Source organism: Vulcanisaeta distributa JCM 11216 (genome assembly GCF_001315985.1).
GTDB lineage: Archaea > Thermoproteota > Thermoprotei > Thermoproteales > Thermocladiaceae > Vulcanisaeta > Vulcanisaeta distributa_E.
On the sequence record NZ_BBBI01000022.1, the window covers coordinates 1 to 21,137 of the forward strand.

A 21,137-nucleotide genomic window follows, 5' to 3' on the forward strand; every position below is an offset into this window, starting at 1 on the left:
ACAAACAAAAACCCAAAATCAAAACGGGTTTTACCTTTTGTAGTAATTGAGTATTTTCTTTATAGCCTTTGCAGTATCAACGGCGTCTTCCGTGGTGTATAGCGGGCCTATTAAAATCGTTAATACACGCTCAGCAGCCCACTCAGCATTGCGTAATGGTTTATACACAGCCTTCCTTCCATAGTATGGGCAAGTCCATGGGCAGCCCCCCCTACCATGCCCCCCCACCATATTAACTATAATAGGTTCTTTATGAAGTGGTATTGGATATGCAACAGTGGCAGCCTCGATACCTTCAGCTCTTAATGCTTCAACAACCCTATCCCTACTAACCCTGAGCCTCTCTAGGTTCAGGAGTATTTGGAATAAGTGCCATGCATGCCTGATGTATGGCTTTGGACGCGGGAATTGAATAAGGTCATTCTCAATATCCTGCAACTCCTCCATAAGTGCCTTAGCAAATGCCTCCTTACGCCTGATTATCTCCTCAATCCTCCTTAACTGTGAATAACCAAGCGCGGCCTGGAACTCCGTCATTCTATAATTATAACCCAACAACTCATAGTAATACTTCCCGGTCTCACCATGGCTCCTTAATAACCTAGCCCTATTGGCTATCTCCTCATTATTTGTAATCACTGCACCACCTTCACCGGTGGTTATTGTTTTAGTGGGGGGGTAAAAGCTCAATGTGCCGGCATGACCTATGGAACCCACCATCTACCTCTGTAGATGGCTCCAAGGGCTTGGGCAGTATCCTCAATAACGTACAACCCCCCCTTTCACCCGCAATCTTCATTATCTCGTCCATCTCCGCCGGATAACCGGCCAAGTGAACAACGACTATCGCCTTAGTCCTATCAGTAATGGCGTCCTCGATTGATGCTGGGTCAATATTTAACGTTTCCTTATCAATATCTGCGAATATGGGTATTGCGTTTGAGTGGAGTATGGTTGTCGCTGATGCGGCGAAGGTGAATGGTGTCGTAATAACCTCATCGCCTGGACCAACACCAATTGCCTTGAGTGCCACGTGAAGCGCGGTTGTGCCGTTGGAGACGGTTATGGCGTACTTAGCGCTTAAGTACTTAGTCAATTCCTGTTCAAGCATTGTATTCCATTTACCACCAATGGCCGATAACTGCCCTGTTTTAAGAGTGTCAACAACGAGCTTGATGTCTTCATCGGTTATCCAAGGTCTAAAACGAAGAGGTGTGGACCTAATTGGTTTTCCACCTTCAATTGCAGGTAATTCACTCATCCAACGAACTCATAAACTCAAGTCAATTATAAGTATTTACTACCTATGAATCTTAATCCTGACTTTATATAACCGTGCTAGCACCTCCTCAAGGGCCTTTGATTCCTCAGGGAAATTATCAAGTCTAAGGTCCTCACCGGAATTCAAAGCATCATTAACCCATTTGCACTCCTTCGATATCAATACCTCGCCAGTATTCGGATTATACAGTAATGGATACATCCTACAGGCCAGGGGGGGCTTCACCGCATGTATTGTGCATGACCTACCCTCCCTATCATAGAATGGACAATAACCCCCCCTTATCAACCACCTATATACCTTAACCCCCCCATTAATGTTTAATTCACGGTACTTAATATCAAAGCCCCCCCTAGCCCTAGCCAGTCCTTATTCTGGCCAGCTCATCCTCAAACAGTATTGGTCCTCTTTCCTCATTGTCAAAGTAACAGCACTCATCACACCGTAAGCATTGAAAGACCCTCATTTTTATTCACTTGGATTGAGAATATTATTAATAAAGAGCTCCCTTAAGTTCTCAATATCCTCAGGTTTCGGTTTCTTAACAATCTTGAGGTCGGTTATTAAGTAACTGATCAAATCAAGAGATACCTTATCAAATAATGGGACCTGCGTACTTAGTGTGCCAATACTAAAATCTACCATATAAACCCCCCCCTCAATGCCGCCCACCACTGCCTTGTAAGACTCCGCGACGACTATGGTATTCACGTCGAACCTACGTGCAATAACGAATAAGGCCTCTGTGCCAACCTTATTAATGAAGTAACCATCGCTATACAGTCCATCCGCCCCGGAGATCACGTAATTAACATTCCTCATGAAGTACGTAATTGCAGAGTCTGGAATCGGAACTATATTACTTACGTATTTCGAGTAATCCTTAATGGCTTGGGAAATCTCATTGCCCGGCCTGGACTCCATTATATACAACGTATCAATGCACCTGCTCCATCTCGATAAGGCCATATTAACTGCTGAGCTGTAACTAATAGTAATCACCTTTGATCCGCACATAACGGGGAATCTATCCAGTTGGGTCATTAAGTGCTTAGACGATGTTTCGTACCAATACCTCAATTTAGCAATAACATTATTGAGGTCTAAACCGACGCCCAGTGCATGGTCAACTATGTCGGTTAAGTTTATGATAGAGGCCATTCCAGGCCTAACACTCCTTAATTCATTAAGCAACACCCTAATGTCATCAGGACCGAGCCCCCCCTGTTCAACCGCAGACTTAATTACCTCAATGCCCCTCAGGAAGTACCAGGAAGCCCCCCCATGAACCCTATCCTCCCTCAGTTCCCTTAATAGCTCATCAATGCCCATGTCCCAACTAACGGCGGTAGTGGGAGATTAAAAACTATGTCGGTATTGATACGTGATCTGAAGGAAGATATAGAGTAATTATTAGACAGATTACTTAATAAGTCCCTAATTACTGAGCCTCAATGCTATATATAGAGACCCCCCCCGAGTGCATACTCTGTGCTCTGGAGTCCAGGATGCAGGAGATAAAGAAGTTCGGAATTGATGATGTTAATACGTACACTCAAATATCAATGCATATATCTAGCTTGATACCGAGGGGGGGTAGAACACCACTCTTCATAGAATCCTTTGAATTAATAACGAAGATACTAAACAATGATGATCCTCACGCTAATGAGAAGAAGGAGCTTGAAGACACTGCGTCGTTGATAATAAGTAGGATAATTAATGATGCAGGTAATGATATAAGTAGGTACTTTGAAATAGCCGCGGCTGCGAATTCCGTGGATGTTCCAATGAGGGATTACCATTTCGATATTAACGACTTCGTGAATAAACTCCTGGAAGAGGCTGTTTGGCTTAACATATCGAGGGAGAACCTAACTAAGATGTTGGGCAGTATTAAGGATGTGGGTTACGTAGTTGATAATTCAGGGGAGTTTCAAGTGGATATGTTGTTAATTAGGAAGTTGGTAGACCTGGGGCTCAGAGTCACTGTATACGCCAGGGGGCCTGCCCTATGAGGTTGACGTAACGGCGGATTATGTAAAGAGGTTACTAGGCGATAAAGTAAAGGTTGTCTCCACCGGCAACAGGTACCCACCATTTTATAATAGAGGCTTATGGCGTGAATTGGGCAGTCACGAACTGATAATATCTAAGGGTGTTGGTAATTTCGAGGCTTACCTAGAAAGCGAACTAAAGCTAAGGGTATTATTCCTATTCAGGGCCAAATGCGGGCCAATGATCAGATTGCTTAGGGTCCCTAAGAATAGCCCCCCCATTGTTTATTTACGGGGTGGCGAGTAGGTCGTTCTTAAATTAATATATAACTATAGATATATTATTGTATTTTATATATATTTATAGATTATACTTTTATAAGATTAATACCTTAGAATATCCACATTATTATTGACATAAAAATCTTTATAATTATTAATTATTTAGAATTAATATATCGTAAAATTACGCTTGAATTAAGCATTAGGAAAGGTTTATATAATGGTTCATGCCAGGTCACCCGTGAAGTTCGCACTTAAGTGTTCTCCAGGTCAGAAGATTGAGAGGCGTAGTGAGAAGGTTGCCATCATCGGTGCTGGACCAGCGGGCCTTGGTGCGGCTGGTTACTTAATATGCAGGGGTTTTCAGGTTGATGTTTATGACAAGTTGCCGGAGCCTGGTGGATTAATGATCTTTGGAATTCCGGATTACAGGGTTCCCAAGAAGAACGTTAGGGCCGGTGTTAAGGAGTTGATTGAGCTAGGCGTCAACTTCATACTGAAGACTAAGGTGATTGCTGATGAGGAGGAGCATGTCGATGGAGATGACTTCGCGGAAAGCAAGGTTCACCTTGAGAATTTGATCAATAATTATAATGCCGTGTTGATAGCCACGGGAACCTGGAAATCAAGAAACCTCGGCGTGCCCGGCGAGAACCTAAAGGGTGTTTACCTAGCCCTTGACTACCTATATAGGATATACACGAGCGAGCTTGGCTACTTACCCAAGTCAGTTATTTACCCAACAGGTGAGAAGGTGGCGGTTATTGGCGCGGGATTAACGGCTGTTGATGCGGCAATAGAGGCGCAGAGGCAGGGCGCGAAGGAGGTTTATGTGCTCTACAGGAGGACTATAAATGAGGCGCCGGCTGGTAAGGTGGAGATACAGGGATTGATAAAGAGGGGCATAAAGTTCGTGGAGCTTGTTGGCATAACCGAAGTACTTGGTAAGGACCACGTAGAGGCCGTTAAATTGATCAAGATGAAACTCGGCAAACCTGACAAGAGCGGTAGGCCTGCGCCAGAGCCAGTGCCGGGCAGTGAGTACACGATGGATATGGATACGGTGATAGCCGCTGTTGGTGAAATACCAACGCCGCCATTCAAGGACGGTTGTTGCGGCATTAAGTTAACTTCACATGGTACGATAGACATCGATCAGAAGCATAGGACAACGAGGAGGGGGGGCGTTTTCGCAGCTGGTGATGTGGCCACGGGGGGGCCAAGCCTAATAGGCAAGGCACTGAAGAATGGCATTGACGCAGCAATGGCGATTGAGGAATACCTACTAAAGGGTGGATGGAGAGAACAGTAAACAGGTTAGTAGTGATATTTAAATTACCATTACCTATTCATTCGACGTGAAGCTTCTATCCTTCTCATGGAATAACTCGGCTAGGGTTGGCGTATATACTGAAAAAGGGGGGGTCCTAGACCTACCAAGCGCTACATGAGCATTTACGAAACGACGGAGGCGCCGAGCTTCCTCTACGACATGAAGTCCCTCATAAGTAATGGCGAGCCTGCCCTAGCAATGGTTAGGGACTTAGTGAATAAGGCATTGAGAAGTGGCGACACGGCACTATTTAGAGATCCAAACGCAATAACCTGGTTACCGCCAGTGCCAAATCCCGAGAAGATTCTATGCGTCGCCGTTAATTACAGGGCGCATGGTGAGGAAAGCCAGGCAAAACCCCTAGATAGGCCATACTTCTTCCCAAAATTCCCAAATGTCCTCATTGGCCATAATCAACCAATACTCAAGCCCAGGGTCTCAAAGCAGGTTGATTGGGAGGTGGAGTTAGCCCTAATCATTGGTAGGAGGGGGGGTAAGTACATAGACGTTAATAGGGCGCTTGATTACGTCTTTGGCTACTTAATACTGAATGATGTGTCGATGCGTGATTGGCAATTCCCAAGTAAGGAGCTACGGGATGGACTGGATTTACGGCAAGAGCATGGACTCATCAACGCCGGTGGGTCCCTACGTCGTGACTAAAGATGAGGTACAGGACCCACACAACCTTAGGTTAATGCTCAGGGTCAATGGTAATGTGGAGCAGGACGATAATACGAGGGATTTAATATTTAAGATACCCGAACTAATCCACTGGGCGTCCCAGGGCATTACGCTTAAGCCTGGCGACTACATAAGCACCGGGACACCATCAGGTGTCGGCTTCCCAAAGGGTAAATTCCTAAAAAATGGTGACATCGTTGAGGCGGAAATCGAGAAGATAGGCACCCTAAGGAATACAGTCATCGAGGAGTGAATAGCTTAGAAGGATTTATTAAATTACGATATTAAATAAGCAATAATGGGCGGAGACCATAACGCATTGCGTAATGTATTAATCATAATAGGTGTAATCATACTAGGCGTAAGTGCGTATTTACTCTATGGCGCATTAGTCATGGTTAATTATATGGCCTATTACCATTGCATGGGGGGGATGATGTGCGGAATGATGATGTACTACCCATTATTCCTGCCTGTGGCATTATTAACGGTGGGTGCGGTTATGATAATCCTGCCAATAATACTCATAAAACCTGGGGCTACCCAGGGATTAAGCTATGCCACGGAACAGGGAGACGCCTTGGTAAGTAGTTCCATGGTTGGCGGTTCTGATGACTACTATGGTAGGTTTCTAAAACTACTGCCTAAGGCTGAACGCGAGGTCCTCGAGTACGTGATTAAGTCTGGGGGCGAGGTTTTTCAGTACCAAATAATGAAGGACCTAGGCTTGTCAAAGGTCCAGGCCTGGAGGATAGTACGTAGGCTTGAGGAGAAGGCCTAGTCGAGGTCATTAAGGTTAAAGGTAGAAACATAGTGAAACTTAAGGATTTCAAGAGCAATAAGTAATGCCTTTCACGATTTAGCCATGGCATGAACCATGCTCATGGCCTTCATGTTGATGATTACTACCTGATGAGGTCCTCACTAAATTCCTGATTATCCAAACTATTACGAGTATTATGAATATTAGGAATAATATGGCGATTAGGGCACCAATTATCCACCCAAACCATCCAAAGCCAAACCACGGACCAAAACCCCCCCAGCCCCCCCCACCAACCCCCCCCACATACACGGGCAAGGCATTACCACCACCCCCCCCATCATACCGCCCATCCAACCAGGTCCATAGTACGTACCTGGGTATTGAACAGTGGGATATGGGTACGTTGACGTGCTTAAGCCACTACCTGCGGCAATAATCTCTCCATACATACCCTCCTCTGCATGCCCTGGTAGGTGCATAAGTACCAATACGTACCTGGTGCCGTGATCGTGAATGTGTATTCGTAGCCATAGGCATAACCAGCATTATAGTTAGCTGGTGGTAACCACCTCATGAGAAGCATCATTTGAGGGCCCATGCCACCGTACATACCTACGTAGGGCATTACATAGTATGGGTACGGAGGCGGCACCGTAGTAACCACGAAGTTATGGTACATATCATCATCGAGATTAACAAAGATTACATGGACAATAGCGCCTGCAGGCATGACCAGTGTTGGATCTATGAGTCCATAAATGACGAAGACGTCACCATGAACATACGGCGGAGGAGTCGCATTAAACATTCTCTCTGCATCGTTACCCATCATAGCCACGACTAATAAGTTAATATCCCTACTAGTGAATACTATAGTATTGTTATTCGGGTAAACATGGGCATAGCTTGGTACCTCCATAACCTCCCTAATGACTTGGCCTATTGAGTATGTACCATAGGTATAACCACCATAGTAATTACTCGCACCAGGACCTATAGGCAAGGCACCGGGGGGGTAATTACCATAGTAGTAATTATTGTGATAATAAGGCATAATTGCATAAACCAAACCCAGACTAACCACTAAGCCGATGGCGATACCAACCGTAATCCAAATCCAAGTCCTACTCATGCTAATCACGAAGGCGTAGACCTGGTTTCCTGGATAAAAACCCTCTGTGTAACCACCAAGTAAAAATTGGTTTCTCAACCATGTAATTCCATCAATAGCAACATTAAAAACGGTAAGTAACCTGGCCTAAAGATGATTTTTAATTAACTCACTTCCTAATACCTGATGCCAATTCCTCAATAATAGAAATAACCAAGTTCCTAAGTAAATCACCGCTAATGTCGACCCTACTTAACGCGTACTGCACTATATCGTAATAACCACCAACCATAAGCGACGACTGAGTGGCACCAAGCTTGACCAAGGCCGAGACTAGCTCGGGGGCTTACCTGTACCTTCCTAATTACGTTGTCTATTATCCAGGCCCACATGCCCATGAACATGGGCGGCGTAACATTCCTTCTATAATGAATGATGCCACGTAGGCCTGCCATAGCCAATAATCCTCATTAAACGGCCCACTCAAAGTCCTAATCCACCAATCCCTGAGCGTCTTTTCCCTCAGTGGTCTCTCGCCAGGTTGAAAAACAGTGGCTGTGGGGGGGCTGTGGGAAAATAACGTGTCATAGAAACCTTTAACGATATCCTCAGTCATCGACTCGAGCAACGGCCTATACTTCATAATTACCGAGATATCACTATCACTAAACTTGGCTTGCGGTGGTATTTGATTAATTGTGGTGTTAACTATCCTACTTAAGAGCTTACCAATCTCACTACCCTCAATGAAATGAGGCATACATCGTCAATGGCTAGAGTAGAAATATAAATAATGTATGGTATAATCAAGAAATTGAACTAGAAATAGTAAGAGAACTAACTAAGCAATTATTAACATGCTTATCAATGGACTATAATTAATGATCATAATAATTATGTAAAAATAGACATTCACGACAATATTAATGCCATTACCAAAACACAACCTAACCTTTTATCCCGCAGAGATAGGTATCGTGAGCGTAAACTCAACGTGGAGACAACAAGCGTGGTGCCGGGGCCGGGATTTGAACCCGGGCCCCCCCCTTGCGGGGGACAGGATCTCAAGTTTCGCACCGCGGAATCCGCGGACCTGCGCCTTGGACCTGGCTCGGCCACCCCCCCGGCGGGTCAATAAGCCATTAACTGCGATTTAAAGCTTTTCTTTATGGATTACGGCTTCGCTATGGCCTTTTCAGTCTCCAGTTCCCTCTTGAATATTGATAATGCGTAGTCTATGTCGTTAAGTGGTATTCCTAGTAACTCAACCGCTTTCCTGTTGTTTAGGCTACTGTCTTTTGGTCTTCTAGCCCTGTAATTTACGTCAGTGAGTCTTATTGGCTTTATCAATTCCTCACTAAACCCAAAGTGCCTAGCTATGGCTCTTGCGAATTCGTACCTGCTTAATCTCGGTCCAACCACGTGTACCACACCATTGAATTTAGCATCAAGTAACTTTGCAAAGGCCTCACCAATTATCGTATTCAATGTGGGTGACGACCATTGATCGGTTATTGCCGTGACCACCTCACCCCCCCTCGTTAACTTCTCAACTACTGTCTTGCCGAAGTTCGGCCTTCCAGGCCCAGTGCCGTAGATCCAGGCAACCCTGACTATGGAGCCGCCTAGTGCTCTTGTGATTTCCTCCGCGAGGAGCTTCGTTAATCCGTAGTAATTAATGGGCCTTGGCGCATCATCCTCCGAGTACATGCCCCCCCTCTCACCATCGAATACGTAGTCCGTGGATAGGTAATAAATGGCGGCGCCAACCCTATAGGCCGCCGTGAGCAATTCCCTACTTGCCACCACATTAACCTTATAGCAAAGATCCAACTGTTCCTCACACTGATCAACATTGCCTATCGCGGCCATGTGAATAACCACGTCAGGCCTATAATCATTAATTAACCTGGTTGAATCCCTCGTTATGTCAGCCTTAACCATGGTAATGCCAGGTATGTTAATGAGATGCTCATTATAAGTGCCGACAACCTCATACTTACTAGCTAGACTAATGGCTGTTTTGTATCCTGCGATGAACTAACGCCAGTAATTAGCACGATCATCAAGAATAGTCCAGGTTAATGATTTATAAGGAATTCTGATAAAGCATGTGGCATCGCATCATGGTTAAAAATAGAATGAGTTGAGTAAGGTTAATTAAGGCATGAATTATTAGAAATATGGAGGGAGGATTCGAGAGCCGTGGAGCCCACGGCCCGATGAAAAATCACTCCTCCGGAGCGGCCACATCCTACTGTTACTCTATTAATGTCAACTTCATTGTTATTTAATTGTAAGCTGGAAGATTTTGGTACGTTGTTAACTAATGAATTGAATTATAAGGAAAAGTTCATTAATTCATTAAGGGATGGTGAATACGTAATCATACTTAAATTGTGGATAATGGCTTCTCACTATGGAGGTTAGTAAGTGTTAATTTAATGGCTATGTCGGTCGAGGAATGAGTTATTGATAACGAGTACGTTATTAAACACATTGGCAGAAGTGGGGTGTTGCTGGGAAAAGGAGGTGGCGTATTATAGTAGGACTGGCATACATTGATCGTTAAGTACTCTTGGGCTGTGAGGAAGGAATTAAAGCTGTCCGTGATGGTCATTTAATCGTGGCCATGGGAACGTTAGATGCGTATAGGTCAGGGTTACGTAAGTTGGGCATTAAGTTAAATAATGATGCTGTAACCGCAATAGTTGGTTTAATGGTGACGATAGGATTCATGGCATTCATAAGGTTCATTAGACCAATAAACTTATCACTTCATAGGGACGTGGCTGGTATGGCTATCTTCCTAATAACCGCCCTATTCTTCCTATGGCTATTAATATCCTCAATCAGGGAAAAGAGATAGAATTTAGGTATTCTCCGGAATAACAAAGCAATAGGTTCAAGTTAAAAAGAAACCTGCCTGGTATGTTAAGAAAGACAATATAGAGATCCTCCCGGTCATTTTTAGTATTGCAATTTACGATTATTTAATATTATTATCTTAATACAATGTCGTCGTTGCTCATTCGCTAATCTTTTATCTCCCAGGAATTACCTGAAAATAAATTTATTAATAGTACCCTAAATTATTTGGGGGTTCCCCCCCCAAATGTTGTTTAGCATTGAGCCTAAAAGTAGAAGGGAGGATCTCTATAATTTTAATCATGAATTGGAGATGCTCGTAAAATTCCTGAGAGGTTCAAGATTAACGCTAGTCACGGGCCTTAGGAGGACCGGTAAGACTTCGTTGATGAGGGTAGCGCTTAATGAGGCTGGTGTTGACTATATATACCTTGATGTTAGGTTTAGTGCGTATACGAGTTATCGTGACGTGCTCGATCTATTCGTGAAGGCCCTTAACGATCTTCTACGCAGGGAATCCTCAATTATGAATAAAGTAATTAATGCTCTTAAGGGCATTGAGGGTTTAAAGATATCCCTTAACCCACCTGAAATAGCCGTTAAATTTAGAGGTAAGTCACGGGTCAGTATTACTGACCTGCTTATTAGGTTAAATGACATTGGTGAACCAGTGATAATCGCGATTGATGAGGCACAGGAGTTAAGGAAGGTTAATTGGCTTAGGTTTGATAGGTTGTTTGCCTACGTCTTTGATAACCTAACGAATATAGGGCTCGTCCTATCAGGTTCACAAGTTGGCCTTCTCTATAGCTTTCTTGGGCTTCATGATCCAAAGGCGCCACTCTTCGGTAGAGCATACATGGAGGTTAGGACTAGGAGGTTAAGCCCTGACGAATCCTTTGACTTCCTCGAGCGTGGTTTCAACCAATTAGGCATTAATTGCCCTAAGGATGTCCTTGAGAGGGCTGTGGAAGCATTTGATGGGATTATCGGCTGGCTAACGTATTTCGGCTATACATACGCAATGAGGGGTTCTGCGGACTTTGATGAGATTATGAAGGATGCTGTTCAACTGGCGCTAAGTGAGTTACGGAACTTAGTAACCTCACTCAGGAGTAATAGGTATTCGGTAATATTAAGAGCACTGGCTAGGGAGCCGATGCCCTGGAGATTAATCAAGCGTAGGCTTGAGGACTATGAGGGCAGGGAAATAAATGCCGCAACGGTTTCCGAGTTATTAGGCAACTTGGTGAGCCTGGGCATTATCGAGAAGGCTGATGATTATTATAAGATTTCCGACCCAGTGTATAGACTCGCTGCCGAGTACCTGTAAGGGTTTAATACGGGCTGTGATTAAATACCATCGCCATAAATGGACCTAATCAAGTACCTGGAGTTTAAGGAAGAGCTAAGGAATAAGTTGGAGAATGAGTTGAGTGCTGAGTCGATAGAGAGGGCGAGAAGGGACCCACATGCAAGGAGGTATCCAAGGCCATGTGGTATGACGATACACACGGGGATTGGATGCACATACTCATGCACCTACTGCTACATCTATGACATGGGATTTCCACACAAAGCACGACCATACCCACTAAGTGGTAAGGAGTTACTCTATGCATTGACGTTAAATCCATACGTGGTGCTCGGGCCTGGTGGTACGATGCTTGCCATGGGGGGGTCCGTAACCGAGCCATTCCTACCCGAGACCAGGGATAAGGCCCTTGAGTATATAGAGGTTCTTGGTCCATTGGGTAATCCTTTGCAGGTTAGTTCTAAGTCTGTGCTTGGTGATGATTACATAGTTAGGATTAGGGAGTATGCGCCTCGCATTAGCTTTCTCGAGACTGTGGTGTGCCTTAGGGATTGCAGGAGGATAGAACCCCCCCTAGCCCCCCCAGACCCAATGGATAGGCTGAGGTTTGTAGGTAAACTCATCAAGGCGGGGATAAACACATCCCTATTCATAAGACCAATAATACCCAACATAACCGATAGGGATGCCCGTGAAATACTATTAATGGCTAAGGAAATGGGCGTTAAGTCCGTAGTACTTGGTACACTTAGGGTTACCGAAAGCATCTATGAGAGACTCGAATCAATCGGTATTGACCTAAGCCCGAGGTTGCCGAGTAGCAAGCTAGGTAGGGAGCAGGTTCCCATCAGGCTAGGGACTTGAAGGATAAGATCGCCTCGTTGGCTAGGGAAATGGGTTTTAGGGTCTACGAGTCTGCGTGCGGAGCAAATATCGAGGCTGCCGGGTTGGGGTGCTATGCCTGCAGATGGGGGCCATGCGGCGACTTAAGTAGGTTACCCAGTGTTGATGTTGGTGATGTTAATGAGTTCATCAAGTACCTGGGCTACTCCGGGCGTGTTGAGCAGTTGAGGGATAACAAAATCGTTATTAGGCTTGATAAGGGTGACGCGCGTAGGGTCGAGGCGATGCTCAGGGAGTTGCTTAGGCGTGAGGTCGTTATTAGGGGGGGTTTCACGAAGCATCACTGTGTAGGTGGTGTATGTGGCGATTCTGATTAATGTTTTTACACTGCTTTACACTGTAATTTAGTTATTTGGTATTTACTTGTGGTTAAGAAATCATTGATTAGGGTTTATGATGGGCGTATACGCTGGGCTGTGGATTAAGCTTATCCCAGTCATTAATGGAGTCATAACTTTAATACTGAGGTTAATTGGTAGGGCACTTTCCTGAAGGTAGTGACCTTTGCCATAGATAGATAGATATATGCTCAAAGCAAAGTAAATTAACCCATAAAAATATACTATAGTATTGGTATGCAGGAATTACCTAAGCCTTGGTTTGACATTGATGGTTATAGGAGGACGAGACTTCTTGAGGCTAGGTACGAGGCTGAGCTGGCTAGGAGGTTCCTGGATGAGGGGTTGACTAGAAACGCCGCCGGTAAGGCTTACCAAGCGTGGAAGGCCCTCGTAGCCGCCTTCGCTGCGGAGAATAGGGATAAGCTTAGGGACGTATTTAAGGGCGTGGTTAGGTTGAGGGTGATAGGGTAGTTGAGAGGGTTGATTGGATCATTGCCTTAATGCCAAGTAATGCCTTGAAGCATGTGTCGCAGGTAATAGGTGGTGACATTAATATATATACAAACCTGGCAATACTGCTTCATCAATATCAATACAATGGGCCGGATAAGCAGGGAATACTCAGTCAGTATTGGGATGATGAATCAGCCAGAGCCGATATCACCCAGTTATTAAGTGCTATTGATAGGTTATTACGTGAAAAGGGCGTTTAGGCATATTTATCAATCTCGAAACCACCCCCCCTCATTTAAGTACTGTCCCTATCCGCGTGATAAAGGCTTAAATAATACGTGATGTTGCTTTACGGTGTCTTCGTTCAAGTACTCAGACGTTTATAGGGTTGTGTATCCGAGGAGGCATGAGGGTATTTATAAGAACCGTGGCGATAATCCCTGGGTATCAATAAGGATTAGGCAGGGCATTGGTCGCGACCCAAGCAAGTGGTTCTCAAATCAACTAAGGGTTATCGCCGAGGTCAGTAGGGTTTATGGTGATGGTAGGGCAATGCTCGGTACAAGGGGGGGTGATATAGAGGTCTTCAAGGTTGATTTTAGGCTTTTTGACGAGGTTGTGGCTAAGCTCAAGGAGGTCGGTCTCGACCCAAGGGACTCCTGCGGTAATTCCGTTAGGAACCCAATACCATGCACATCCCAATTCTGCCCATACGCCCACGTCAATGCTGAGGCGCTATCAACATTCATAGGCGATTACTTTAGGTATAGGAGTGAGTATGAGCAACCATCACTTCCGCATAGGATTAAGATATCAATATCAGCCTGTGAGAGGGCTTGCGCAGTGCCCGTGGCCCAGGACATAGGCATTGTGGCTAAACCCAACGGTAAATTCGATCTCTACCTAGGTGGTGGTATTGGTGAACATGCCTTCAGCGCTAAATTGGCGTTTATTGATGTTGACGCGGAGGACCTGCTACCAATCTGCGTGGGTGTTGCTGAGGTCCTTAGGAGATCTGGTGAGAGGAGGGGGGGGTTCAAGTGGGTGGTTAAGTTACGTGGTCTTGATAAGGTTAAGGAGGAGGTAATGGCGATTGCCAGGGAGGTCAAGCCCAAGCTACCCAAGCCCCCTGATTTATCGCCTAGGTTCGTTAAATCGAGGATTGTGAAGGTCCCATACCCAACTGGCTGGGTTACTGCCGATGAATTGGTTAAACTGGCTGATGTGGCTGAGAGGTATGGGTTTGGCTATGTATTACTGTTTAACAATCAAAGCGTTTACATACCAGTCCGTGAGGAGGTTAGTAGGATTGAGGAATTGAGTAATTATGAGATTAGGGATCCAGGGCCCATGTATCCTGAGGGCCCAATAACCGTTGCATGCCTAGGGAATGAACTATGTCCGCCGGGCCTAATAGATACCACGGGGCTCGGCCGTAAAATACACGTGCACTTAAGCAAATTCAATGAGTCGATTAGGGTTGGCATTAGTGGGTGCACGCACGACTGTGGTATGTCGTGGGTTTCGGATATTGGGCTTGAACCATTCGGTTCTAGGACTAGGATATTAATAACGATGGGTGGTTTGCCAACGGCATTGGGCTTTGTTATTGGTACGGTTGATCCAGGGGGATGCGGAGCTCGCGGCGCAGGTTCTACTTGACATGTATAGGAGTTCGGGCATTCACGGGGGTTAGGAACTTCGTGACTAAGGTTGGCGTTGATACCATTAGGAGCGAGTTAGCTAGGCGCGTGCCCTCCTTTAAACCGCCAGATAAGGACATCAATGTTGTATTCGGGCCAGACTAACCTACGGGGAATATACTTTAAAGCGCGGTTTACTTGGTTTTTCGGCTTATGATTATTGAGGACTTACCCGCATTGTCAACGGCCATTATCTGGGCCTGGGCGTCAATAATGTATGGGGGGGACTTCATGAAGAAAATGCATCCGCTGGTTGTAAACTTCCTTAGGATGTTCTACGCCTCAGTAATACTCCTAATCCCAGCAATTGCGTTAGGCTTAATTATGGAGCCGTGTGGGGGGGCTCCCTGAGCGGTTTATTATCCCTAGTAATTGGCGACTCACTATACCTATTCTCAATCAATTACTCAGGGGGGGTCTCAATCGCAGCCCCTGTGTCGTACACCTACATCCCACTGACCGTGGTGTTTGCGGTATTTCTAGGCGAGCAGTTAACTATAACGAAATTACTAGCGAGCATACTACTGATACCTGGCGTTTACCTGCTATCCCGTAGTGGTAGTTCGAGGAGGGAGATCAAGGGCTTGTTCCTTGGTCTTGGTGCGGCCCTTGCATGGGCTGCCGGCCAGTCAATGATTAAGGTTGCCGACATAACGGGGGGGCTTAACCCAATCTCCATAGCCTTTACGAGGGTTGCAGCGGCAGGTATTGTACTGCTTGTGATTAATTATTTCATGGGAAATAACATTGCAGGGGGGCCATTAGAGGGACGGTGCGTAGTTACCTGCCCATTATTGCCGTACTTGACCTGGGCCTTGGCGTTGCCCTATTCGCCTTCTCAATGGATTTAATAGGCCTTGGGCTTACCGTGATATTGACGGGCACGATGCCATTAATAGCCCAGCTCATGTCGAGTGCCATGGGTAGGGAGAAATTTAGCGTTGTTAAGTTCCTTGGTGCATTAGTGATAGTAATGGCGATTGTTTTAGTGGTTCTTTAATGATTGTCATGATTAACGACTATATTTGTAATTCTCTAACGCTTATCGCTATATTGGGGGGGAACTTAGCTATTAACTCCCTATCCTCGGTTACCAGCTTTGCATTGAGTTTCATCGTTAGATAAACATAGGACGCGTCATAATAGGTTATGTTCATCCTTCTGGCTAGGTCGATGACATCGCTGTTTAGGCCTATTGGTACGACATTCATAAATCCAATGACATTATTAAATACTTTAAGCAGCAGTTCCACATTTACAGTGGTTAACTTGCTAATTCTCCATAGGTAATTACCAATCTCATAATACGCTAAGTCGATGGTGTATTGATTCCTTAAGGCATTAACTGCCTTATCTGGTTTAAGCTCTACCAGCCTGATAATGGCGCTTGCGTCAAATACGAGGCTCATCTTGAATCACGGTCTGCGCGTATACTTCTTATGACGAAATCATCGCCATAAATCTCGCTAATTTTCCTAAGCTCCTTGGAAGCCTCCTTAAGCAATTCAATTAGTTCCTCATTTTCCCTACGCATTACTTCCTCCTCGAGAGCTTTACGTAAAACCTCAGAAACATTAATACCATACCTCCTAGCCTTCTCAAGAACCTCTCTCCTGACCTTAGTTGATACTGTAACCCAATTACCCACGTTACTACATTATAAATTCCTACCTATAAACATTACTCCATTATTAGTAATACACTTCCCTAACTACCAGTTATTATTAAGTGAGGAGGAAAGAAGACTTTAACATCACCATGATGTTTTAGCGATCTTTTAGCATCAACGCAATTGACATATGACGACATGAGTATTACGGGAGGTGCACAGTCCTAATTATTGTGCCTTGACCCTTTCCCTGAGGTACCTAATCAACTTCTCAATATCCACCCGCGCCATTTCATCATTAACGTACCTACTCAACACGCCCGATGGGTCAGGCCCATTATATTGATACTCATGCAGATCTATCGCCAACTCGGTGTAATAGGCTATATCCTCCCCCATGCCGTGTAGCTAATGTTTGGGCAACGGCCTTCATGAGCGTCGTGGGCATTACGGCTATGACTAAGTCGACGTAATCCACCACCTTACCATTCCTCAACCTCTTCCTACCCTTAAACACATTAATTAATAAGTCCCTACTACCCGACGCTAAGTATGATAAGTACGCCTTCCAAGCCTGAAACGCCTTACCCGCGGCATTCCTGTAAAGGCCCCCTCTTTAGGAATTCCTCAGCCAATTCCACCTCAACAGCAACCTCCTTAGCCCTAGCCTTCGAGATCTCATTCAAGTTAAGCGACACAATTAATGATTTATGACCAAAATTTAAAACTAAATATGTAGGATGTTATGAGTGCTGTTTTTCAATGAGTAGGACTTAAACCTAGCCAATAATCAACCTTGACTTAATATCTTGGTTGTTTCCTCAAGCATTTTATGGACCTTCTTGATTAATGGTTCCACATCATCAATTGCTAATTTAGCCTCATGAAAACCCCCACACATGTAATGAGTAACCTGCGTTCCAACCATCCAATACCCAGTCACCGAGGGTCTTGGATAACCTCGAACAGGCCTTAAGCAGCAGGTGTGTATACCACCTGCCCTCCCTAATTGCCTGTTGGTTTTCAGGCGTGTTATATTTTTCTGCCAATGCCTTAACGATTTCCTCGGCGGCCTTGTACGCCTTCTCACTGGCCTGGATGGCATCACCCTTACTCACGTACTCCCCGGCCTCACTGAGGTATTTCCTGGCCAACTCAAGCCTAAGCCTAATACTCTCCGTTGGATCCCTTAGGTATAGTTGGTTTAAAATCACATCAACGACGCTAATACCAAGCCTCTCCGCAGCCTCAATTACCTCCTTAGGTATCTCCACATATGTTAAACACCTTCCTTACTTTAAATACTAACCGTCTCAATTAACTCCAATTTTTGACAGAGTCAATTTAATTAAATGCATCCTATGATATCAGTTAATACCCTATGGATGGACTCACGAATAAGGACATTGCCGTGCTCATGCACCTAAAGAGGGCCAATGTGGATTACGGTAAGTCAATAGCCATAAACACGGGCATCCCACTTGAGGAGGTTCTGCAGGTACTCGATAAGCTCGAGGCGATGGGCTTGATCGAGAGGGTCAGGGGGGGAGGTAAGACGCTTAAGAGGAGTGTTGCACGTTTCAAGCTTAGTAATGAGGTTCGTAAACACCACGTTTATTACAGGCTTTCGAGACGCGGAGAACTGCTCATTAGAAGTATTAAGAGGAGTAATAGTGTGGGGAAGGACTAATCCTAGTGACGTATTAGGGCATTGAGCGTCCAGTGAATGAGGATAGGACCCTCCTGCCCCCCCTCAATTATCGTGGTAATGTCCTGCTTAACCATGTCGAGATCCAGGTAACGACTTAACACGCCCTCCCTATCCAAACCGTTGTATTGGAACTCATGTATGTCCAGGGCTAACTCAGTCAGTAGTACCACGTCATTGCCGTACTTACGCCCCCCCAGTATCATGGCCACCTTCTTCATGCGTGCCGTGGGCATGATAGCTATTATGAAATCCACGGTCTCAACCCTAATCCTCTCCCTAAGCCTGACGAAACCCTTAAACTCACTCGCCAACTCATTACGGGAATTAGCTGCCAAAACCGCTAGGGTGGCTTTCCATCCCTGGAAGGCCTTGCCAGCGGCATTCCTGTAGAGACCATTCTCTAAGAACTTCTTGCTAATTCGAACTCATAGAGTGCCTCCTTCGCCCTGACCTCCACGTACTTACTTATGTCCTTCCAGGGGGGGTGTACTATGGACTCTATCTAGGCAGCAAATAGTTGCTTTAATTAATGAATATATGCCTTTATTCATGAACTGGCTTCGTAAGATTTATCTGAGCCCGCGCCTTACTTAGTCAATGGTTGAGTACGTATTCAAACCCATTGGTTATGTGGAGAGGGGTTTTCCAAGGCCGGGTGAACCCGAGAAAGATAGGTATGAAACCAGGTATGACTTTATAGGCGTTGTTCGCATTTATGATGAGTATGTCGATGGCCTACGCAGCCTTGAGGAATACTCACACATAATCCTAATTTACGTATTCCATGAGCAGAGAGAGGCGAGACTCAGGGTTAGTTGAAGGGTACGGATAAGGAGGTCGGCGTCTTCGCCACTAGGTACCCCCCCATCAGGCCAAATCCAATTGGTTTGTCGGTGCTCGAGCTCGTGAGGCTTGAACCTCCTAGGCTGTGGTTACGAGGCTTGATGCGTGGACTGGGACTCCCATAATCGATATTAAGCCTTATGATTATTACGATGTTGTTAAGAAGCCGAGGGTCCCCCAGGGAGTTTGAGGATGAGTGGGTAAGGAATTATGTTGAGAAGAGGTATGGCGAGAAGGTTCCATGGTTAGGCCCGTGCCCCCCCTAATGCCTTAAGGGTTATTAATCCCGTACACACCACCTTATCAATGGGCCATGTGTGGGTTAACGCCAAGGTTGGTAATGCTGACTTGAGTAGGGTTGTTGAGGTTAGGGCCTTGGTTGATACCGGCGCCACCTTGACGGTAATACCTAGGTCATTAGCCAACGAACTTGGCCTACGCATTACTGGTAGGTCTAGGGTTGAGACGGGGGGGGCTGGGGGGGGTTATTGAGGTTGATAGGTCTAGGGCGTGGGGTTGAGATTGAGGGTAGGGGGGGTGAGATCGTGCCTGTGCTCGTGTCTGACATAGTCGATAAGGTCTTGATCGGCGTGACGACGCTCGAGGTTCTCGAACTTGAGGTTGACCCAATGACTGGCAAATTGAGGGAACGAACACTACTGCTTTATTAACCCTGGGGGGGCATTAGAATATCGTGGTTTTAGCCTTAAGACCCGTAAGAGTGATTGCAAGGTCCGGAATGTGTTCAAGGCCCAGGAGTAATACTTAACTGCATTGTAGAATCCCTGGGCAAACTCATTGCTAACAACTATGTAATTACCCTTGGGTGTTGGGTCCACCTTAATTGGCATTAGATACTGCCTTATTATGGCCATGGCGCTCGCATTGTCCTGGGGGGGCACGGCATCAAAGCCCAGGTAATGCGCGGTGGTATCCTCATAAATCCTTAGGGTGTATGTTGTGAAGTCAATACTAAAGTAGCTCCCCCATACCCAGTATTGAACCGTAATCCATAAGCCCGTACTTCTAGAAGTAATACTTTCCCATGACCACGTCGTTGTATGTAAATAATACAGTGCCATTCTCAGTAACCACGGCTGCAGGTATTGGCGGTAAGTGTGTAAATGTGTACCATGCCATGACACCGTAGGCCACGTAAACGAGTATCGTAACTACAAGCACAACCCGAGGCCATACCGAGTTGCGCCTAGCCATATAGATCAAGAATTATTTACGTCTTAGTCAATTAATATCGTAATAACCTAAATAGTTTGATGGTATTTGATGATCATGAGTGTTTAGATTTATATTTAATTCCATTTAAATGCAGCCATTCATTTAATAACAAGGGCGCCTTATCGAAGGTGCTGATTATTCAAAGATTAGGATTAATGATAAGGCTTTTATTGAGGAATGACATTACCTTAGACGGAGGTTCACGTTGCCCAAACAACTTAGTAAGCCTTGGAAGGATTTACGGGCGTACATCGAAGCAGGAGGGCTGAGGCATCAGTCGAGGCTAGATTGGCATTGAGGTTGTTGGTTGAGGGTTATACCAGGAACGCCGCCGGCAAGGCATTTCAAGCATTTAAATCGTTGCTTGCAGCATTGGCTGGTGAGAGGAGGGAGGAGCTTCGCGGTAGTGTTAAGAATATTGATAGGGTAATAGCCCACATGCCCACCTCCATTATTCGTGAAGTGGGTAAATTACTTGGTCTTGAGAGGGAATCCCTGATAGCGCTGGCGCTTCATCAGTATCAATATAATGGCACTGATCCTGAGGGTGTCATGAGTATATACCCATCAAGGGACACCGCAACAAAAGACATATGTAACTTATTGAGTAATGTGGCTAGGGTTCTTGGCGATGAATCACTAAAGCAGGAATTAGATAATACATTCAGGTCTTTTCAGATGTAATTTTAAACTTCGATTA

Annotated in this window: 30 protein-coding genes, 1 tRNA gene and 6 pseudogenes; 20 read left to right on the forward strand and 17 right to left on the reverse strand. The window is 45.3% G+C overall.

Annotated features, from left to right (window positions below; all coding sequences use genetic code 11):
* Window positions 1-30 precede the first annotated feature (30 nt).
* From JCM11216_RS12515 to JCM11216_RS12525, 3 genes and pseudogenes are all read right to left on the reverse strand, one after another.
* Window positions 31-1,261, reverse strand: a pseudogene (locus JCM11216_RS12515) (DegT/DnrJ/EryC1/StrS family aminotransferase).
* Window positions 1,262-1,300: 39 nt separating this feature from the next.
* Window positions 1,301-1,570, reverse strand: a complete 270-nt coding sequence (locus JCM11216_RS19825) for a YkgJ family cysteine cluster protein (protein WP_243676303.1) — start codon at window positions 1,568-1,570, stop codon at window positions 1,301-1,303.
* Window positions 1,571-1,750: 180 nt separating this feature from the next.
* Entirely contained in the window at window positions 1,751-2,614 is an 864-nt protein-coding gene (locus tag JCM11216_RS12525; protein ID WP_054854405.1) for an initiation factor 2B, read from the reverse strand.
* A gap of 122 nt (window positions 2,615-2,736) precedes the next feature.
* Here JCM11216_RS12525 and JCM11216_RS12530 point away from each other — a divergent pair, with 122 nt between their 5' ends.
* The 5 genes and pseudogenes from JCM11216_RS12530 to JCM11216_RS12545 all read left to right on the forward strand — a co-directional run bounded on the left by JCM11216_RS12530 (window position 2,737) and on the right by JCM11216_RS12545 (window position 6,359).
* Window positions 2,737-3,300, forward strand: a complete 564-nt coding sequence (locus JCM11216_RS12530; protein ID WP_243676304.1) for an ARMT1-like domain-containing protein — start codon at window positions 2,737-2,739, stop codon at window positions 3,298-3,300.
* 109 nt (window positions 3,301-3,409) lie between these two features.
* A complete protein-coding gene (locus tag JCM11216_RS19830) occupies window positions 3,410-3,586 on the forward strand; it encodes a hypothetical protein (RefSeq protein ID WP_243676305.1) in 177 nt (58 codons plus the stop codon).
* A 216-nt stretch (window positions 3,587-3,802) separates the two neighbouring features.
* Entirely contained in the window at window positions 3,803-4,873 is a 1,071-nt protein-coding gene (locus JCM11216_RS12535) for an FAD-dependent oxidoreductase (RefSeq protein WP_054854427.1), read from the forward strand.
* Window positions 4,874-4,919: 46 nt separating this feature from the next.
* Window positions 4,920-5,831, forward strand: a pseudogene (locus JCM11216_RS12540) (fumarylacetoacetate hydrolase family protein).
* Between the two features lie 45 nt (window positions 5,832-5,876).
* Window positions 5,877-6,359 (forward strand): MarR family transcriptional regulator, encoded by a 483-nt coding sequence (locus JCM11216_RS12545; RefSeq protein WP_243676306.1) that lies wholly within the window; start codon window positions 5,877-5,879, stop codon window positions 6,357-6,359.
* 78 nt (window positions 6,360-6,437) lie between these two features.
* Here JCM11216_RS12545 and JCM11216_RS12550 read toward each other — a convergent pair whose 3' ends face one another.
* The 6 genes from JCM11216_RS12550 to JCM11216_RS12570 form a co-directional block, all read right to left on the reverse strand.
* Entirely contained in the window at window positions 6,438-6,698 is a 261-nt protein-coding gene (locus tag JCM11216_RS12550; RefSeq protein WP_243676307.1) for a hypothetical protein, read from the reverse strand.
* 58 nt (window positions 6,699-6,756) lie between these two features.
* Window positions 6,757-7,554, reverse strand: coding sequence for a hypothetical protein (locus tag JCM11216_RS12555; RefSeq protein WP_243676308.1), 798 nt, complete (start codon window positions 7,552-7,554; stop codon window positions 6,757-6,759).
* 70 nt (window positions 7,555-7,624) lie between these two features.
* On the reverse strand, window positions 7,625-7,780 hold the full coding sequence (locus tag JCM11216_RS19835; RefSeq protein ID WP_243676309.1) for a hypothetical protein: 156 nt from the start codon (window positions 7,778-7,780) through the stop codon (window positions 7,625-7,627).
* Window positions 7,781-7,831: 51 nt separating this feature from the next.
* The gene (locus tag JCM11216_RS12560; protein WP_054854406.1) at window positions 7,832-8,215 is read right to left on the reverse strand and encodes a protoglobin domain-containing protein; all 384 of its coding nucleotides are present in this window, start codon (window positions 8,213-8,215) and stop codon (window positions 7,832-7,834) included.
* A gap of 250 nt (window positions 8,216-8,465) precedes the next feature.
* Window positions 8,466-8,578 (reverse strand) — tRNA-Ser (locus JCM11216_RS19840).
* 50 nt (window positions 8,579-8,628) lie between these two features.
* Window positions 8,629-9,399 carry an NAD(P)-dependent oxidoreductase gene (locus tag JCM11216_RS12570; protein WP_243676310.1) on the reverse strand — a complete coding sequence of 257 codons (771 nt, stop codon included), beginning with the start codon at window positions 9,397-9,399 and terminating at the stop codon, window positions 8,629-8,631.
* A gap of 688 nt (window positions 9,400-10,087) precedes the next feature.
* On the opposite strand from JCM11216_RS12570, the gene JCM11216_RS12575 reads away from it, so the two are divergent.
* The 10 genes and pseudogenes from JCM11216_RS12575 to JCM11216_RS19865 all read left to right on the forward strand — a co-directional run bounded on the left by JCM11216_RS12575 (window position 10,088) and on the right by JCM11216_RS19865 (window position 16,038).
* Complete coding sequence (locus tag JCM11216_RS12575; protein ID WP_243676333.1) at window positions 10,088-10,324, forward strand: hypothetical protein; 237 nt, start codon at window positions 10,088-10,090, stop codon at window positions 10,322-10,324.
* A 246-nt stretch (window positions 10,325-10,570) separates the two neighbouring features.
* On the forward strand, window positions 10,571-11,656 hold the full coding sequence (locus JCM11216_RS12580; RefSeq protein ID WP_054854408.1) for an ATP-binding protein: 1,086 nt from the start codon (window positions 10,571-10,573) through the stop codon (window positions 11,654-11,656).
* Window positions 11,657-11,695: 39 nt separating this feature from the next.
* The gene (locus JCM11216_RS12585) at window positions 11,696-12,502 is read left to right on the forward strand and encodes a radical SAM protein (protein ID WP_243676311.1); all 807 of its coding nucleotides are present in this window, start codon (window positions 11,696-11,698) and stop codon (window positions 12,500-12,502) included.
* Complete coding sequence (locus tag JCM11216_RS19845) at window positions 12,499-12,858, forward strand: hypothetical protein (protein ID WP_243676312.1); 360 nt, start codon at window positions 12,499-12,501, stop codon at window positions 12,856-12,858. Before JCM11216_RS12585 ends, JCM11216_RS19845 begins: the two co-directional genes overlap by 4 nt.
* A gap of 258 nt (window positions 12,859-13,116) precedes the next feature.
* Window positions 13,117-13,595: pseudogene (locus tag JCM11216_RS12590) on the forward strand (PaREP1 family protein).
* Between the two features lie 94 nt (window positions 13,596-13,689).
* Window positions 13,690-14,997, forward strand: a complete 1,308-nt coding sequence (locus JCM11216_RS12595) for a nitrite/sulfite reductase (RefSeq protein WP_243676313.1) — start codon at window positions 13,690-13,692, stop codon at window positions 14,995-14,997.
* Window positions 14,994-15,143 (forward strand): hypothetical protein, encoded by a 150-nt coding sequence (locus tag JCM11216_RS19850; protein WP_243676314.1) that lies wholly within the window; start codon window positions 14,994-14,996, stop codon window positions 15,141-15,143. The genes JCM11216_RS12595 and JCM11216_RS19850 overlap by 4 nt, the downstream gene beginning before the upstream one ends.
* Window positions 15,144-15,191: 48 nt before the next feature.
* Complete coding sequence (locus JCM11216_RS19855; RefSeq protein WP_243676315.1) at window positions 15,192-15,389, forward strand: hypothetical protein; 198 nt, start codon at window positions 15,192-15,194, stop codon at window positions 15,387-15,389.
* A complete protein-coding gene (locus JCM11216_RS19860; RefSeq protein ID WP_243676316.1) occupies window positions 15,371-15,889 on the forward strand; it encodes an EamA family transporter in 519 nt (172 codons plus the stop codon). Before JCM11216_RS19855 ends, JCM11216_RS19860 begins: the two co-directional genes overlap by 19 nt.
* Window positions 15,811-16,038, forward strand: a complete 228-nt coding sequence (locus tag JCM11216_RS19865; protein ID WP_243676317.1) for an EamA family transporter — start codon at window positions 15,811-15,813, stop codon at window positions 16,036-16,038. The genes JCM11216_RS19860 and JCM11216_RS19865 overlap by 79 nt, the downstream gene beginning before the upstream one ends.
* Window positions 16,039-16,057: 19 nt before the next feature.
* On the opposite strand, the gene JCM11216_RS12605 is transcribed toward JCM11216_RS19865, so the two are convergent.
* The 5 genes and pseudogenes from JCM11216_RS12605 to JCM11216_RS12620 form a co-directional block, all read right to left on the reverse strand.
* On the reverse strand, window positions 16,058-16,447 hold the full coding sequence (locus JCM11216_RS12605) for a type II toxin-antitoxin system VapC family toxin (RefSeq protein WP_054854409.1): 390 nt from the start codon (window positions 16,445-16,447) through the stop codon (window positions 16,058-16,060).
* Entirely contained in the window at window positions 16,444-16,686 is a 243-nt protein-coding gene (locus JCM11216_RS12610; RefSeq protein ID WP_054854410.1) for a type II toxin-antitoxin system CcdA family antitoxin, read from the reverse strand. Before JCM11216_RS12610 ends, JCM11216_RS12605 begins: the two co-directional genes overlap by 4 nt.
* A gap of 189 nt (window positions 16,687-16,875) precedes the next feature.
* Window positions 16,876-17,046, reverse strand: a complete 171-nt coding sequence (locus tag JCM11216_RS19870) for a hypothetical protein (protein ID WP_243676318.1) — start codon at window positions 17,044-17,046, stop codon at window positions 16,876-16,878.
* Window positions 16,997-17,197: pseudogene (locus tag JCM11216_RS19875) on the reverse strand (hypothetical protein); the annotation flags it as partial. The pseudogene JCM11216_RS19875 and the gene JCM11216_RS19870, both read right to left, overlap by 50 nt.
* A gap of 331 nt (window positions 17,198-17,528) precedes the next feature.
* Window positions 17,529-17,921: a PaREP1 family protein gene (locus JCM11216_RS12620; RefSeq protein WP_243676319.1), complete on the reverse strand. Its 393-nt coding sequence runs from the start codon at window positions 17,919-17,921 to the stop codon at window positions 17,529-17,531.
* 107 nt (window positions 17,922-18,028) lie between these two features.
* Between JCM11216_RS12620 and JCM11216_RS12625 the strand changes: the two genes are divergently transcribed.
* Entirely contained in the window at window positions 18,029-18,337 is a 309-nt protein-coding gene (locus JCM11216_RS12625; protein WP_054854411.1) for a DUF2250 domain-containing protein, read from the forward strand.
* Between the two features lie 2 nt (window positions 18,338-18,339).
* On the opposite strand, the pseudogene JCM11216_RS12630 reads toward JCM11216_RS12625, so the two are convergent.
* Window positions 18,340-18,860 (reverse strand): annotated as a pseudogene (locus JCM11216_RS12630) (PaREP1 family protein).
* Window positions 18,861-18,955: 95 nt separating this feature from the next.
* Between JCM11216_RS12630 and JCM11216_RS19880 the strand changes: the two are divergent.
* The 3 genes and pseudogenes from JCM11216_RS19880 to JCM11216_RS12640 all read left to right on the forward strand — a co-directional run bounded on the left by JCM11216_RS19880 (window position 18,956) and on the right by JCM11216_RS12640 (window position 19,872).
* Window positions 18,956-19,177 (forward strand): hypothetical protein, encoded by a 222-nt coding sequence (locus tag JCM11216_RS19880; protein ID WP_243676320.1) that lies wholly within the window; start codon window positions 18,956-18,958, stop codon window positions 19,175-19,177.
* Window positions 19,174-19,326: a TrmO family methyltransferase gene (locus JCM11216_RS19885; RefSeq protein WP_243676321.1), complete on the forward strand. Its 153-nt coding sequence runs from the start codon at window positions 19,174-19,176 to the stop codon at window positions 19,324-19,326. Before JCM11216_RS19880 ends, JCM11216_RS19885 begins: the two co-directional genes overlap by 4 nt.
* 181 nt (window positions 19,327-19,507) lie before the next feature.
* A pseudogene (locus tag JCM11216_RS12640) lies at window positions 19,508-19,872 on the forward strand (aspartyl protease family protein).
* Here JCM11216_RS12640 and JCM11216_RS19890 read toward each other — a convergent pair.
* Window positions 19,858-20,283: a hypothetical protein gene (locus JCM11216_RS19890; protein WP_243676322.1), complete on the reverse strand. Its 426-nt coding sequence runs from the start codon at window positions 20,281-20,283 to the stop codon at window positions 19,858-19,860. The pseudogene JCM11216_RS12640 and the gene JCM11216_RS19890 overlap by 15 nt on opposite strands.
* On the reverse strand, window positions 20,228-20,416 hold the full coding sequence (locus JCM11216_RS12650; RefSeq protein ID WP_054854413.1) for a hypothetical protein: 189 nt from the start codon (window positions 20,414-20,416) through the stop codon (window positions 20,228-20,230). The genes JCM11216_RS19890 and JCM11216_RS12650 overlap by 56 nt, the downstream gene beginning before the upstream one ends.
* A gap of 249 nt (window positions 20,417-20,665) precedes the next feature.
* On the opposite strand from JCM11216_RS12650, the gene JCM11216_RS12655 reads away from it, so the two are divergent.
* A complete protein-coding gene (locus JCM11216_RS12655) occupies window positions 20,666-21,121 on the forward strand; it encodes a PaREP1 family protein (protein ID WP_243676323.1) in 456 nt (151 codons plus the stop codon).
* Window positions 21,122-21,137: the final 16 nt, after the last annotated feature.